This window comes from Pseudoclavibacter sp. 8L, from assembly GCF_902506465.1.
GTDB lineage: Bacteria > Actinomycetota > Actinomycetes > Actinomycetales > Microbacteriaceae > Pseudoclavibacter.
On sequence record NZ_LR733186.1, the window covers coordinates 86,738 to 100,080 of the forward strand.

The following is a 13,343-nucleotide window of genomic DNA, read 5'->3' on the forward strand; positions in this document are numbered from 1 at the left end:
CACAGGAAGTCATGCCCGCAGCAAGCATTCGTCCATCCCACCCAGTGCCGCGCTCGCTCTCTGAGCTGTGCGCGCACTTCGGACTCGACGCCCCCGAAGGCGTCGACCAGGTCGAGGTGACCGGCGTCTCCATCTCATCACTGGACGTCGAAGCCGGAGATCTGTACGTGGGGCTTCCCGGTGCTCGCGTGCACGGGGCCAGCTACGCCGCGAACGCGGCTGAGGCCGGCGCCGTCGCGGTCCTCACCGACGCCGCCGGGGCCGAGCTGGCCAGCGACCTCGGAGTGCCGGTCCTCGTGACCGAGGAGCCGCGTCTCGCACTCGGCGACGTCTCCGCGTGGATCTACCGCACCGACCCGGACCAGCCGAAGCTCTTCGGCGTCACGGGGACCAACGGGAAGACGTCCGTCGTCTACATCCTCGACGGCCTCCTGCTGCAGCTCGGCGTCGTCACCGGCCTCACCACGACCGTCGAGCGCCGTATCGGCGAAGAGCGGATCGAGGCGAGCCTGACGACGCCAGAAGCCAGCGAGCTGCACGCACTGCTCGCCCGCATGCGCGAGGTCGGCGTCCACGCGGCCAGCATCGAGGTCTCCGCGCAGGCCATCACGAGGCACCGGGTCGACGGCATCGAGTTCGACGTCGTCGGCTTCATCAACCTCTCACATGACCACCTCGACGACTACGTCGACTTCGATGCCTACTTCGGCGAGAAGCTCAAGCTCTTCACGCCGGAGCGCGCTCGACGCGGCGTCGTGTCGCTCGACTCCGAGTGGGGCGCGCGCGTCGTCGAGGACTCCCGCATTCCCGTCACGACCATCTCCTCGAAGCCCGGGATCGACGCCGACTGGAACCTGGTCGTCACCGACTCCAGCGGAGGCAGCACGAGCTTCACGCTCACGAGCCCCGATGACCGGGTGCTGCACACGAGCATCCCGATGCCAGGCTGGTTCTCTGCCGCCAACGCGGGACTCGCGATCGCGATGCTCGTCGAGTCCGGCTACGACCTCGGCGAGATCGCCGAGGTGCTCGAGCGTGACGGCGGCATCGACGCCTTCGTGCCTGGGCGCCTCGAACTGGTCTCCGGTGAGCGAGGCCCACGACTGTACGTCGACTACGGGCACACCCCGGATGCGTTCGAGCAGACGCTCGGCGCGCTTCGAGCGATGACGACGGGACGCCTCTTCATGGTCTTCGGTGCCGACGGCGACCGCGACCGCACGAAGCGCCCCGAGATGGCGCGAGTCGCCGCCGCGGGCAGCGACGTCGTCATCATCACCGACTACAACCCCCGCACCGAGGACCCGGACGAGATCAGACGCGTCCTCGTCGAGAGCGCCAGGTCCAGCCACCCAGAACGCGAACTCTACGAGATCGCCGACGCGAGCCTCGGTCTGCGCAAGGCGGTTTCGCTTGCGGGCGCAGAGGACACTATCCTCATTGCCGGTCCGGGCCACGAGAGCTACACCGAGGTCGCGGGCAAGAAGATCCAGTATTCGGCACGAGAAGAGGCCAGAGCGGCGCTCAGGGAAGCAGGGTGGTGAACGGATGATCGAACTCCGACTTCGCGAGATCGCAGAGATCACCGGGGGAGAAGCCCGACCGGCGGCAGGCGACACCCTCGAGAGCGTCTTCTCCGGGACCGTCGACACCGACTCTCGGCTCATCCGACCCGGCGACATCTTCGTCGCCAAGCCGGGCGAGGTCACCGACGGCCACCTCTTCGCGCCGAAGGCGGCCGAGAACGGAGCCGCGCTCCTGCTCGTCGAGCGCATCCTCGACCTCCCCGTCACCCAGGTCGTCGTCGATGACGCGGTCCTCGCGCTCGGGCGCCTCGCTACAGAGGTCGTGACCCGCGTCAAGGCCGGCGGCGAGCTCGTGACGATCGCCGTGACCGGGTCCAATGGCAAGACGACGACCAAGAACCTCCTGCGCGAGATCTTCTCGGCTCGAGGGGAGACCGTCGCCCCCGTCGCCAGCTTCAACAACGAGGTCGGAGCCCCGCTCACGTTCCTCAAGCTGACCGAGGGCACGCAGACCCTCATCGCCGAGATGGGGGCAAGCGCACCCGGCGAGATCAGCAGGCTCATCGCCATGGCCAAGCCCGACGTCGGGATCGTGCTCACGGTCGGCCTCGCCCACGCCGGCGAGTTCGGCGGCATCGAGGTGACGCTGACCTCGAAGACCGAGATGGTCCAGGGCCTCGCCGCCGGAGACACCGCCGTGCTGAACGCCGACGACGGCCGGGTCGCCTCGATGGCCGACAAGACCGAGGCCGATGTGCTGTGGTTCGGCAGGGGTGCTCGCGCGGATGTGCGTGCCAGCGACGTCTCGACGAGTCTCGCCGGCACCCAGTTCACCCTGCACGTACCTGGTGAGGACGCCGTCCTGGTGCGCTTCGGAGTCATCGGAGAGCATCACGTCACCAACGCGCTCGCCGCGGCAGCCGCGGCGCACACGCAGGGAGTCCCCGCGACCGAGATCCGGGATGCGCTCGAGCGCGTCACCCGCGCGGAGCAGTGGCGCATGGAGCTCCAGCATGCGGGCCAGGTCAACCTGATCAACGACGCGTACAACGCGAGCCCTGACTCCATGGCTGCTGCGCTGAAGACCATCGCGCAGATCGCACCGACGGGGTCTCGGACGGTCGCGGTGCTCGGTGCCATGAGCGAGCTCGGCGATGCGTCGATCGAGGAGCACGACCGCCTCGGGCTCCTTGCTGTCCGCCTCGGCATCGATCAGCTCATCGTCGTCGGCCGGGACGCGCGCGCGCTTCACCTCGGGGCCATCGCCCAGGGATCCTGGGACGGCGAATCCATCTTCGTCGAGTCCATGGACGAGGCCTACGAGCTCCTCGTGCGGGAGACCCGCCCAGGCGACCTCGTGCTCGTCAAGTCTTCGAACTCAGCGGGCCTCCGACACCTTGGGGACCGTTTCGCCGAGCACCTCAGGGGGCACTTCGCGTGATAGCGATCCTTATTGCCGGGGGCGTCGGTCTGGCGTTCACGCTCTTCATGACGCCGCTCTTCATCAGGCTCTTCCATCGCCTCGAGTGGGGTCAGTTCATCCGCGAGGACGGGCCTCAAGCCCACCACTCGAAGCGGGGAACAGCGACGATGGGCGGCATCGTCTTCATCGTCGGGTCGGTGCTCGCCTACTTCGCGGCGACGCTCGCGACGGGCGACCAGGTGACGGCCGCGGGACTCCTCATCCTCGGCATGATGGTCGGCCTCGGCGTCATCGGCTTCATCGACGATTTCCTCAAGGTGCGCAAGCAGCAGTCGCTGGGCCTCGGCGGATGGTCGAAGATCGTCGGCCAGGTCGTCGTCGCCGGACTCTTCGCGGTGGTCGGCCTCCAGTTCCGCAACAACGACGGCGTGCCGGTCATCTCCACGCACATCTCGTTCATCCGTGACCTGCCCATCGACTTCATGGCGCTCGGCGCCGTCGCGGGAACGATCGCGCTCATCATCTGGATCGTCGTCATCACGACGAGCACTTCCAACGCCGTCAACGTGACGGACGGCCTCGACGGCCTCGCCACGGGGGCCTCGATCATCTCGATCGGCTCGTACGGCATCATCGCCTACTGGCAGTTCAACCAGGCCTGCGGGACCGAGCGTCTTGCCGAGTCGCTCGAGTCGGCGTGCTACACGGCGTACGCGCCCCTCGACGTCGCGATCGTCGCGGCTGGCATCGCGGGAGCCCTCATCGGCTTCCTCTGGTGGAACACCTCGCCTGCGCAGATCTTCATGGGCGACACCGGCTCGCTCGGCTTGGGTGGTGCCATCGCCGCCTTCGCCATCATCACCCGCACCGAGCTGCTCCTCGTCCTCATCGGCGGTCTGTTCGTCATGACGACCGGATCCGTCATCGTGCAGCGCATCTACTTCAAGCTCACCAAGGGCAAGCGCATCTTCCTCATGAGCCCGATCCACCACCACTTCGAGCTGAAGGGCTGGGCTGAGACGACGGTTGTCGTCAGGTTCTGGATCATCGCGGGGCTGTGCGCCGCGCTCGGCATCGGCCTCTTCTACGCGGAGTGGGGAGTCACGACGTGACCCGCGACATCGAGGCGCTGCGGAGCTGGCACGACGACTGGAACGGCATCGCCGTCGCAGTTCTCGGACTCGGCAAGACCGGGTTCTCGGTCGCCGACACCCTCGCCGAACTCGGTGCGAGGCCGCACGTCATCGCCCAGTCCCACGACGAGGAGCGCGAGCGCATCCTGGAAGTCCTCGACGTCCCCGTCACGGTCGCCGAGAGTGACGACGTCGCGGTCGAGGCGCTGCGGGGCCTCGGCGCCGACCTCGTGGTCGCGTCTCCCGGCTTCGCGCCGAGCCACCCGCTCATCGCGGCGGCTGAAGCGCTCGGCGTTCCACTCTGGGGCGACGTGGAACTCGCCTGGCGGCTTCGCGACAAGTTCGGGGAGCCGGCCCCGTGGCTCGCGGTCACCGGCACGAACGGCAAGACGACCACCACACAGCTCGCAGCGCACATGGGGCTCGCCGCTGGCATCCGCACCGCGCCGTGCGGCAACATCGGCGTGCCGGTACTCGACGTGCTCAGGGATCCGGCAGAGTTCCAGCTGCTCGTCGTCGAGCTCTCCAGCTTCCAGCTGCACTCGCTGCATTCGATGTCGGCGCACGCGGCCGTCGTCCTCAACATCGCGGACGACCATCTCGACTGGCACGGCGGAGCCGAGGCCTACCGTGCAGCGAAGGGGCGCGTCTACGAGCGTGCCCAGATCGCCTGCGTCTACAACAAGGGTGACGAGGCGACGCTGGATCTCGTAGAGGCGGCCGACGTCATCGAAGGATGCCGTGCGATCGGCTTCGGCACGGACGTGCCGGGCCCCAGCGATTTCGGTGTCGTCGACGGCATCCTCGTCGACCGCGCGTTCCTCGATGATCGAGCGAGCACCGCGCTCGAGCTGACGACGTTGGATGAGCTGCGCCTGCGCGGGCTCTCCTCGAAGCACCTCGTCGAGGACGTGCTGGCGGCCTCCGCTCTCGTCCGTGCGGTCGGGGTTCCCGTCTCCGCCATCTCGGCTGCGCTCTCGACGTTCTCCGTCGACCGGCACCGCCATGAGGTCCTCGCCGAGCGCTCGGGCGTCCTTTGGGTCGACGACTCCAAGGCCACGAACGTGCACGCGGCCGATGCCTCTCTCGCCGCTCACCGCAGTGTCGTCTGGCTGGTCGGCGGGCTCTTGAAGGGCGTCGACATCGCACCCCTCGTCGCGAAGCACGCGGGGCGGCTGCGGGGCGCCGTCGTGCTCGGCACCTCGCGCTCTGAGGTGGTCGACGCGTTCACGCAACACGCGCCCCAGGTCACCTTCATCGAGATCGACGTGAGCGAAACTGACTCCATCATGAGTCGTGCCGTGGCGGAAGCCGCTCGGCTCGCGCAGGACGGGGACACCGTGCTGCTCGCACCGGCGGCCGCCTCCATGGATCAGTTCGTGAGTTACAGCGACCGTGGTCAGCGATTCGCGCTGGCCGTCGCGTCGCATCTTGAAGGGGGCCTGCATGCCGAGACAGAAGGCTCCCCAGACCGCACCCCCGAGTAGTCCAGGCGGCTCGAGCGCCCGCACCGCGCAAGCCCGCAAGAGCTCCTCGACCGCCGTCGTGGTCTCGCTCGGCAAGCGCATCCGCGGCGTCAACAGGAACTTCGTGCTCCTGCTGTCGATCACGTTGTTCCTCGTCGCCTTCGGCATCGTCATGGTGCTCTCGAGCTCCTCGGTCGAGGAGTTCGCGGGAGGGAACGCGGTCTCGTCACGGTTCGTGAGCCAGGCGACGTTCGCCGCGCTCGGCATCCCGCTCATGCTCTTCGCATCTCGGATGCCCCTCAGCTTCTGGAAGAGATCGGCGTGGGCCGCGCTCGCCGTCGCCATCATCCTCCAGGCGCTCGTCTTCACTCCTATCGGCGTGGACATCAACGGCAACCGGGCGTGGATCAACCTCGGCTTCACGACGATGCAGCCGGCGGAGGTCGTCAAGGTCGCCCTTGTGCTCTGGCTCGGTCTCATCATCGGCCGCAAGCAGGGCAAGCTCCACATCGGCAAGGAGGTCGCGGTCCCGATCGTGCCGGTCCTGCTCCTCTGCTTCGGGATCATGCTCCTGAGCAAGGACCTCGGCACCATCATCGTGGTCGGGGCGCTTGTGCTCGGCGCGCTGTACTTCGGGGGAGTGGCGACCAGATACCTCCTGCTGGCTCTCACCGTCGCCGTGGCCGGGGCAGTGCTGATGTCGGTCTTCAGCGACAACCGCATGGCTCGCATCACCAACTTCTTCGGCGGCGACGTCGACTACGAGTCGTGGGGGTGGCAGAGCGCGCACGGCCTCTATGCGCTGGCCGCCGGTGGCCTCTTCGGCTCCGGCCTCGGGAACTCGAAGGCCAAGTGGTCGTGGCTGCCCGAGGCCGACAACGACTTCATCTTCGCGATCATCGGCGAAGAGCTCGGGCTCATCGGCGCGATCGTGGTGATCGGGCTCTTCGTCCTGCTCGCCGTCGTGCTCGTGCGCATCTACCACGAGGCGAGCGACTGGACCGCGAAGACGATCGTCGGCGGTGTGCTGACCTGGATCGTCTTCCAGGCCTTCGTGAACATCGCGGTGGTCATCGGCTTCCTCCCCGTGCTCGGCGTGCCGCTCCCGCTCGTCTCCTCCGGTGGTTCCGCGCTCATCACGACGCTCTTCGCGATTGGCATAGTCTTGTCGATCGCCCGCAACCCGAAGAGATCGGAGTCACGCACGTGACCAACTACCTGCTCGCCGGAGGCGGCACGGCCGGCCACGTCAACCCGCTTCTCGCAGTCGCCGACGCGCTGCGCGCCCGTGACCCGGAATCCAAGATCTTCGTCCTCGGCACGAAGGAGGGGCTCGAGGCGCGCCTCGTGCCAGCTCGCGGATACGAGCTCCTGACCATCCCGAAGCTGCCGTTCCCGCGCCGCCCGAACGCGCAGGTCCTGACGTTCCTGCCGCGGCTCCGCGAGACCGTCGCCTCCGTCCGGCGCATGCTCGCCGAGCACGACATCGAGGCGGTCGCGGGGTTCGGCGGCTACGCGGCCGCACCCGCCTACCTGGCCGCCCGGGGACGAGTGCCGATCGTCGTGCACGAGGCGAACGCGCTCCCCGGCATGGCGAACAAGCTCGGCGCGCGCTGGGCGAAGCGGGTTGGCGTGGCCTTCGACGGCACCCCGCTCCGCGGCGCCGTGACCGTCGGCATGCCCCTGCGCGCCGAGATCGAGCACCTCGATCGCGAAGCGAAGCGAGGCGAGGCCGTCGAGTTCTTCGGATTGGACCCGGCACGCCGCACCCTCCTCGTCACCGGGGGCTCGCTCGGCGCGAGGCGCGTCAACGAGACCGTGAGAGCCGTCGTCCCCGCGCTCATCGCGGAGGGGTGGCAGATCCTCCACCTCGTCGGTGGGCTGTCGAAGTTCGAGCATGACGAGCTCGACGGCTACCACGTCCTCGAGTACTGCGACCGCATGGACCTGGCCTTCGCGGCCGCCGACCTGGTCGTCGCCCGCGCTGGCGCGTCGACCGTCAGCGAACTCGGCGTCGTCGGACTCCCCGCGGTCTACGTGCCGTACCCCGCGGCCACGGGCGATCACCAGACGATCAACATCCGCTCGGTGCTCGCCGCCGGCGGTGCGCTTCGCGTGACGGACGCCGACTTCTCACCTGAGTGGGCGTCGAAAGAGCTCCTCGCGCTCGCGCGCGACGGGGAGCGCCGCGCTCGCATGGAGGCCGCGACCCTCGCGTCTGCGCAGCGTGACGGCGCCGCGCGCGTCGTCACGCTCCTCGACGAGGCGCTGCAGAGCCCTCAGGGGCGCTAGGCGCCTCACATCGATCAGGCGGAGTACCCTCGACCATCGACGTGGCAGACGCCGCGCAGCTCGAAGACCGAGCGAACCCAGGAGCAGAGATGATCAATCCAGACGCCACCGCGCAGATCCCCGATGAGATCGGCACGGTGCACTTCATCGGCATCGGCGGCTCGGGCATGAGCGGTATCGCACGCATGATGCTCGATCGCGGCCTCACCGTCTCCGGCAGCGATCGCACGGAGAACTACGCGACCCGGGAGCTTCGCGAACGCGGAGCCCGGGTGGAGATCGGGCACGCGGCCGAGCACCTCGGCGACGCCGACACCATCGTCGTGACGAGCGCCCTCTGGCCAGACAACCCGGAGCTCGTCCTGGCGAAGCAGCGCGGACTCAACGTCCTGCACCGCTCGCAGGCGCTCGTCTGGCTGACGCGCGGCAGTCGACTCGTCTCGGTCGCAGGCGCACACGGGAAGACCACGTCGACCGGCATGATCGTCACGGCACTGGACGCGCTCGATGCCTCCCCGAGCTTCGTGAACGGCGGCATCATCTCGGCGCTCGGCACGAGCTCCGCGGTGGGCTCCGGCGAGGCGTTCGTCGTCGAGGCCGACGAGTCCGACGGATCCTTCCTGTTCTACGACACGGCGATCGCGCTCATCACGAACGTCGACAACGACCACCTCGACCATTACGGCACCGTCGATGCCTTCGAAGCCGCGTTCGTCCAGTTCGCAGACGCCGCCACAGAGGCCGTCGTCATCTCGAGCGATGACCCCCTCGCGGTCGAGCTGACCGGAAAGCTCTCGCACGAGCGGGTACTGACCTTCGGCCAGGCCCCATCGGCCGACGCGCGCGTCTCCGACATCGCGTCCGAGGGCGGGCAGACCCGGTTCACCGTGACCTGGCAGGGCGTCGACTACCCGGCGCTCCTGCACGTTCCCGGAGTTCACAACGCGCTCAACGCGACCGGCGCGTTTGTCGTCCTCGTCCAGCTCGGCTTCGAGCCCGCCGCCGTCCTCGACGCGCTCGCGAAGTTCGGCGGCACCAAGCGCCGCTTCGAGCTGCACGGCACGGTGAGCGGTGTCAGCGTCTACGACGACTACGCCCACCACCCGGCCGAGGTCGAGGCGGCGCTCTCCGCGGCTCGCACCGTCGTCGGCTCCGGCCGCCTCATCGCCGTCCACCAGCCGCACCTGTACTCGCGCACGCTGGCGATGAGCGACGTGTTCGCGGAGGTCTACGAGCGTCTTGCCGATGAGACCGTCGTGCTCGACGTGTGCGGAGCTCGCGAGGACCCGATCGAGGGCGTCACCGGGGCCCTGGTGGAGAACGCCTTCGTCGACCAGAGCAAGGTCGCGTACCGGCCCGACTGGCAGGATGCCGCCGATACCGTCGCGCAGATCTCCCGAGATGGCGACTTCGTGATCACCTTCGGCTGCGGCGACGTCAACCTCATCGTGCCCCAGCTCCTCGACGCGCTCGGCGCGAAGGAGCAAGGCAAGTCGTGAGCGTGCTCGGCGACGAAGCGCGCCGATTCACCTGGCGCGCGCGGCGGCGTCGCCGCATCCTGCTCTGGATCGCGGCGGCTCTCGCCGCCCTCGTGGCATTCGTGGCGGTCGCCGTCTACAGCCCCATCATGTCCGTGCGGGAGATCGTCGTGTCCGGCGCCGAGCGCGTCGACAAGGCACAGATCGACGCATCGCTCGCTGATCTCAACGGCCAGCCGCTCGCCCTCGTCACGAACGAGGACGTCGAGAGTCGGTTGCAGTCCTACGTTCTGGTGCAGAGCTACTCCATCCGAGTCGAACCGCCGAGCAGGCTCGTCGTGACGATCGTCGAGCGCTCGCCGATCGGGACCGTCCAGGTGCCGGCAGGCTACGACGTCATGGACGCGGCCGGAGTCGTGCTGTGGACACAGTCGGAGCCCGCCGCCGACATCCCCACCCTCGAGCTCGACGGGCAGGGAGTCGACTCCGAGGCGTTCGCGTCGGCGGCCGCAGTGTCGCTCGCGCTGCCCGTGGAGTTCCGCTCCGGAGTGGCTGCGGTCACGGCCAAGAGCATCGACGACGTCCGCCTCACGATGCGAAGCGGAGCCGAGGTCGTCTGGGGGAGCGCGGAGGAGTCCGACCGCAAGGCCGAGGTGCTCGCGGCTCTCGTCGCGGCGACGGCCGAGCAGTCCATCTCGAGCTACGACGTATCGAGTCCGGAGACACCCGTCACCCGCTGATGCGAGCCCGCGGCGGCGGTCACGGGGAAACCTTCAAGTGGGGGTTGAAGCGACTCGCTGTCATTCGCCGCGCAAAACGCAACACACCTGCGGACTGCACGGATCGTGCGGGCTTCGCGACCTAGCGTCGAAGCAAGCAATCAGGAAACCGCATATCTCTGAGCTTCAAGTAGAGGTTGAAGCTCTCGGGCTTCTCGCCGAGGTGTGCACTCCGTACTTCATCCACACCACACGCCAACGAGGGGCCGGACACGTGTCGAACACCAACAACTACCTCGCCGTCATCAAGGTCGTCGGCATCGGCGGCGGCGGCGTCAATGCAGTCAACCGCATGATCGAGCTCGGCCTCCGTGGCGTCGAGTTCATCGCGATCAACACCGATGCTCAGGCGCTGCTCATGAGCGACGCCGACGTCAAGCTGGACGTGGGCCGCGAGCTCACCCGCGGTCTCGGAGCAGGAGCCGACCCTGAGGTCGGACGCCGTGCCGCCGAGGACCACGCCGAGGAGATCGAGCAGGCGCTCGCCGGCGCCGACATGGTCTTCGTGACCGCAGGAGAAGGCGGAGGCACCGGAACGGGTGGCGCTCCGGTCGTCGCCCGCATCGCCAAGTCGATCGGCGCCCTGACGATCGGTGTCGTCACGAAGCCCTTCAGCTTCGAGGGCCGCCGCCGCATGCAGCAGGCCGAGCAGGGTGTCGCGACCCTGAAGGAAGAGGTCGACACCCTCATCGTCGTCCCCAACGACCGTCTCCTGGAGATCAGCGACCGCGGAATCTCGATGATCGAGGCGTTCTCCACGGCAGACCAGGTGCTGCTCGCCGGTGTGCAGGGCATCACCGACCTCATCACGACTCCCGGCCTCATCAACCTCGACTTCGCCGACGTGAAGTCGGTCATGCAGGGGGCGGGCTCGGCCCTCATGGGAATCGGCTCCTCCCGAGGTGCGGACCGTGCCATCAAGGCGGCCGAGCTCGCCGTTGCCTCACCGCTGCTCGAGGCGAGCATCGAGGGTGCCCACGGCGTCCTGCTGTCGATCCAGGGTGGCTCAAACCTCGGCATCTTCGAGATCAACGACGCCGCCAAGCTCGTGCAGGAGGCCGTCCACCAGGAGGCCAACATCATCTTCGGAGCCGTCATCGACGACACCCTCGGTGATGAGGTGCGCGTGACGGTCATCGCCGCAGGCTTCGCCGGTGGCGAGCCCAAGACGATCCAGGAGCAGCAGGCGGCCCCAGCGGTCGCGGCGGCTCCCGTGCAGCAGGCGAACACCGGAGCGATCGGTCTCGGCGCTGCTGCTGCGGCAGTCGCCTCGGCCCCAGCCGCACCCATCGAACGGGAGCCCGTCCAGGCGCCGGTTCCCGTGGCTCAGGCCCCGTCCTGGTCGACGGCAGAGGCTCCCACGATTGCTCCGCGCCGCGAGCCCGAGGCGGCGTACGACGACGCCGAGGACATCCTCGACGTCCCGGACTTCCTCAAGTAGCTCGTCTATGCCAGAGCATGCGGTGGAGGCGCTCGGCCAGGGTCATTCGACGCTGGCCGGGCGCCTCTCGGCGATCCAGGCGGCCATCGGCGAGAGCTGCAGCGCTGCAGGCCGGGACGTGTCCGAGGTCACCCTCATCCCGGTCACCAAGTTCCACGGACCCGAGCTCGTGGCCGAGCTCATCGACCTCGGACTGCGCCGTTTCGCGGAGAGCAGGCATCCGGAGGCCAGGGACAAGGCCGAGGCCCTCGCAGGCCGCGCCGAGCTCGAGTGGCACTTCGTCGGGCAGATCCAGACCAAGAAAGCCAGGCAGATCGCTCAGTACGCGGATGCCGTGCACTCGATCGACCGTGCAGGCCTCGTCGACGCCCTGTCGACGATCGAGCGCGAGCAGCCGCTGCCCGTCTTCGTGCAGGTCAACATGACGCCTGACGTCGCCCGTGGCGGCGTCCAGCCCAAGGAGCTCGACGCGCTTGTCGAGCACGTGCTCCGCACTCCGACCCTCGAGCTGCAGGGCCTCATGTGCGTCGCCCCGCTGGGGGAGGAGCCGCGCGCATCCTTCGGCGAGCTCAGGGTGCTCAGCCAGCGCATCCAGGCGCTGGCCCCCGCTGCCACCGGACTCTCGATGGGCATGTCGAACGATTTCAGGGAAGCCATCGAAAACGGTGCGACACACCTAAGGATCGGCGCGGCAATCACGGGAAAGCGCCCCGACCGGACGTAGCGTGGACGCACGCCGAACACACGGAGGAGCACAATGGCCAACCCGCTGCGCAATGCCATGGTCTACCTGGGCCTTGCTGACGAAGACGAGCAGAATCTGCACGACGAGACGCCCCAGGCGCAGCAGCAGCAGAGGCAGTCGCCCACGGCGGCCCCCTCGCCGCAGCTCTCCCCGGTGGTCACCGAGCGCCCCAAGCCGGCGCCAGTGACTCCGATCACCAAAGCTCCCAAGCACACTTCGACCCCGGCGATGGCGGAAATGAACGAGATCCTCACGGTCCACCCGAAGGCCTACAACAAAGACGCGCAGGTCATCGCCGAGAACTTCCGCGATGGCGTCCCGGTCATCATGAACCTCTCGGAGATGGACGAGGCTGAAGCCCGTCGCCTCATCGACTTCGCGAGCGGACTCTCCCAGGGCCTGTATGGCAAGATCGAGCGCGTGACGAGCCGGGTCTTCCTGCTCTCTCCGCAGCACATCGCCGTCCACGGCGAGTCGAGCAAGCTCGAGGCGGAGAAGGAAGCCTCGTTCTTCCAGTAGCCCCATCCAGTCAGGCTCTGCCGCCAGGCGGACCGGCCCGCATTCGCGCGAACGGTGAGACGGTGCATCCAGTGGGTGCACCGTCGCCGTGTCTGCGCGACAACATCTCAGGAAACGAATGAACATCCTCGGCGCGATCCTCGGCTTCATCATCGGTCTCTACATCATGGTGATGTGGGGGCGGCTGATCCTCGACTACGCGCGCATGTTCGCCCCGCGCTGGAAGCCGAAGGGCTTCGTCCTCGTGCTCTGCGAAGGCGTCTACTCGCTGACCGACCCGCCCCTCCGTGCGGTCCGCAAGGTCGTTCCGCCTCTCCGCATCGGCAACATTGCGCTCGACCTCGCCTGGATCATCGTGATGTTCGCTCTCGTCATCACGTCGAATCTCGTCCGACTCCTCTGAGCTCGGCTGCCGTGCGGCGCCGCTTCTGCCCCGAGAACGGCCGGAATCGGCGTATTCCACGAGGTCAATGCCGACTTTCCCGGCAGAATGTGACGCGCGGGACCCAAGTGCCGTAATGTGACCTATGTGCTGTGCAGC

12 protein-coding genes are annotated in these 13,343 nt (G+C 68.0%); all 12 read left to right on the forward strand.

What is annotated here, in order from left to right:
• Window positions 1-11: 11 nt before the first annotated feature.
• Window positions 12-1,544, forward strand: a complete 1,533-nt coding sequence (locus GV007_RS07105; protein WP_160071688.1) for a Mur ligase family protein — start codon at window positions 12-14, stop codon at window positions 1,542-1,544.
• Window positions 1,545-1,548: 4 nt separating this feature from the next.
• Window positions 1,549-2,967: a UDP-N-acetylmuramoyl-tripeptide--D-alanyl-D-alanine ligase gene (locus GV007_RS07110; protein WP_160071689.1), complete on the forward strand. Its 1,419-nt coding sequence runs from the start codon at window positions 1,549-1,551 to the stop codon at window positions 2,965-2,967.
• Window positions 2,964-4,061, forward strand: coding sequence for a phospho-N-acetylmuramoyl-pentapeptide-transferase (gene mraY / locus GV007_RS07115; protein ID WP_104241137.1), 1,098 nt, complete (start codon window positions 2,964-2,966; stop codon window positions 4,059-4,061). The genes GV007_RS07110 and mraY overlap by 4 nt, the downstream gene beginning before the upstream one ends.
• Complete coding sequence (gene murD / locus GV007_RS07120) at window positions 4,058-5,569, forward strand: UDP-N-acetylmuramoyl-L-alanine--D-glutamate ligase (protein ID WP_160071690.1); 1,512 nt, start codon at window positions 4,058-4,060, stop codon at window positions 5,567-5,569. The genes mraY and murD overlap by 4 nt, the downstream gene beginning before the upstream one ends.
• Window positions 5,529-6,758 (forward strand): putative lipid II flippase FtsW, encoded by a 1,230-nt coding sequence (ftsW, locus tag GV007_RS07125; RefSeq protein ID WP_160071691.1) that lies wholly within the window; start codon window positions 5,529-5,531, stop codon window positions 6,756-6,758. The genes murD and ftsW overlap by 41 nt, the downstream gene beginning before the upstream one ends.
• Window positions 6,755-7,840, forward strand: coding sequence for a UDP-N-acetylglucosamine--N-acetylmuramyl-(pentapeptide) pyrophosphoryl-undecaprenol N-acetylglucosamine transferase (locus tag GV007_RS07130; protein ID WP_160071692.1), 1,086 nt, complete (start codon window positions 6,755-6,757; stop codon window positions 7,838-7,840). The genes ftsW and GV007_RS07130 overlap by 4 nt, the downstream gene beginning before the upstream one ends.
• Window positions 7,841-7,929: 89 nt before the next feature.
• The gene (gene murC, locus GV007_RS07135; RefSeq protein ID WP_160071693.1) at window positions 7,930-9,339 is read left to right on the forward strand and encodes a UDP-N-acetylmuramate--L-alanine ligase; all 1,410 of its coding nucleotides are present in this window, start codon (window positions 7,930-7,932) and stop codon (window positions 9,337-9,339) included.
• The gene (locus tag GV007_RS07140) at window positions 9,336-10,058 is read left to right on the forward strand and encodes an FtsQ-type POTRA domain-containing protein (RefSeq protein WP_160071694.1); all 723 of its coding nucleotides are present in this window, start codon (window positions 9,336-9,338) and stop codon (window positions 10,056-10,058) included. Before murC ends, GV007_RS07140 begins: the two co-directional genes overlap by 4 nt.
• 253 nt (window positions 10,059-10,311) lie before the next feature.
• Window positions 10,312-11,538: a cell division protein FtsZ gene (ftsZ, locus tag GV007_RS07145; protein WP_104241143.1), complete on the forward strand. Its 1,227-nt coding sequence runs from the start codon at window positions 10,312-10,314 to the stop codon at window positions 11,536-11,538.
• Window positions 11,539-11,545: 7 nt separating this feature from the next.
• A complete protein-coding gene (locus GV007_RS07150) occupies window positions 11,546-12,262 on the forward strand; it encodes a YggS family pyridoxal phosphate-dependent enzyme (RefSeq protein WP_160071695.1) in 717 nt (238 codons plus the stop codon).
• Window positions 12,263-12,295: 33 nt separating this feature from the next.
• Entirely contained in the window at window positions 12,296-12,802 is a 507-nt protein-coding gene (locus GV007_RS07155; protein WP_104241145.1) for a cell division protein SepF, read from the forward strand.
• A gap of 118 nt (window positions 12,803-12,920) precedes the next feature.
• On the forward strand, window positions 12,921-13,205 hold the full coding sequence (locus GV007_RS07160; RefSeq protein WP_104241146.1) for a YggT family protein: 285 nt from the start codon (window positions 12,921-12,923) through the stop codon (window positions 13,203-13,205).
• Window positions 13,206-13,343: the final 138 nt, after the last annotated feature.

What these genes read in the sequence shown, in the direction of transcription:
- GV007_RS07105 (WP_160071688.1), top strand. Translation starts at nt 12, where the DNA reads ATGCCCGCAGCAAGCATTCGTCCATCCCACCCAGTGCCGCGCTCGCTC.
- GV007_RS07110 (WP_160071689.1), top strand. Translation starts at nt 1,549, where the DNA reads ATGATCGAACTCCGACTTCGCGAGATCGCAGAGATCACCGGGGGAGAA.
- ftsW (WP_160071691.1), top strand. Translation starts at nt 5,529, where the DNA reads ATGCCGAGACAGAAGGCTCCCCAGACCGCACCCCCGAGTAGTCCAGGC.
- murC (WP_160071693.1), top strand. Translation starts at nt 7,930, where the DNA reads ATGATCAATCCAGACGCCACCGCGCAGATCCCCGATGAGATCGGCACG.
- GV007_RS07150 (WP_160071695.1), top strand. Translation starts at nt 11,546, where the DNA reads ATGCCAGAGCATGCGGTGGAGGCGCTCGGCCAGGGTCATTCGACGCTG.
- GV007_RS07155 (WP_104241145.1), top strand. Translation starts at nt 12,296, where the DNA reads ATGGCCAACCCGCTGCGCAATGCCATGGTCTACCTGGGCCTTGCTGAC.
- GV007_RS07160 (WP_104241146.1), top strand. Translation starts at nt 12,921, where the DNA reads ATGAACATCCTCGGCGCGATCCTCGGCTTCATCATCGGTCTCTACATC.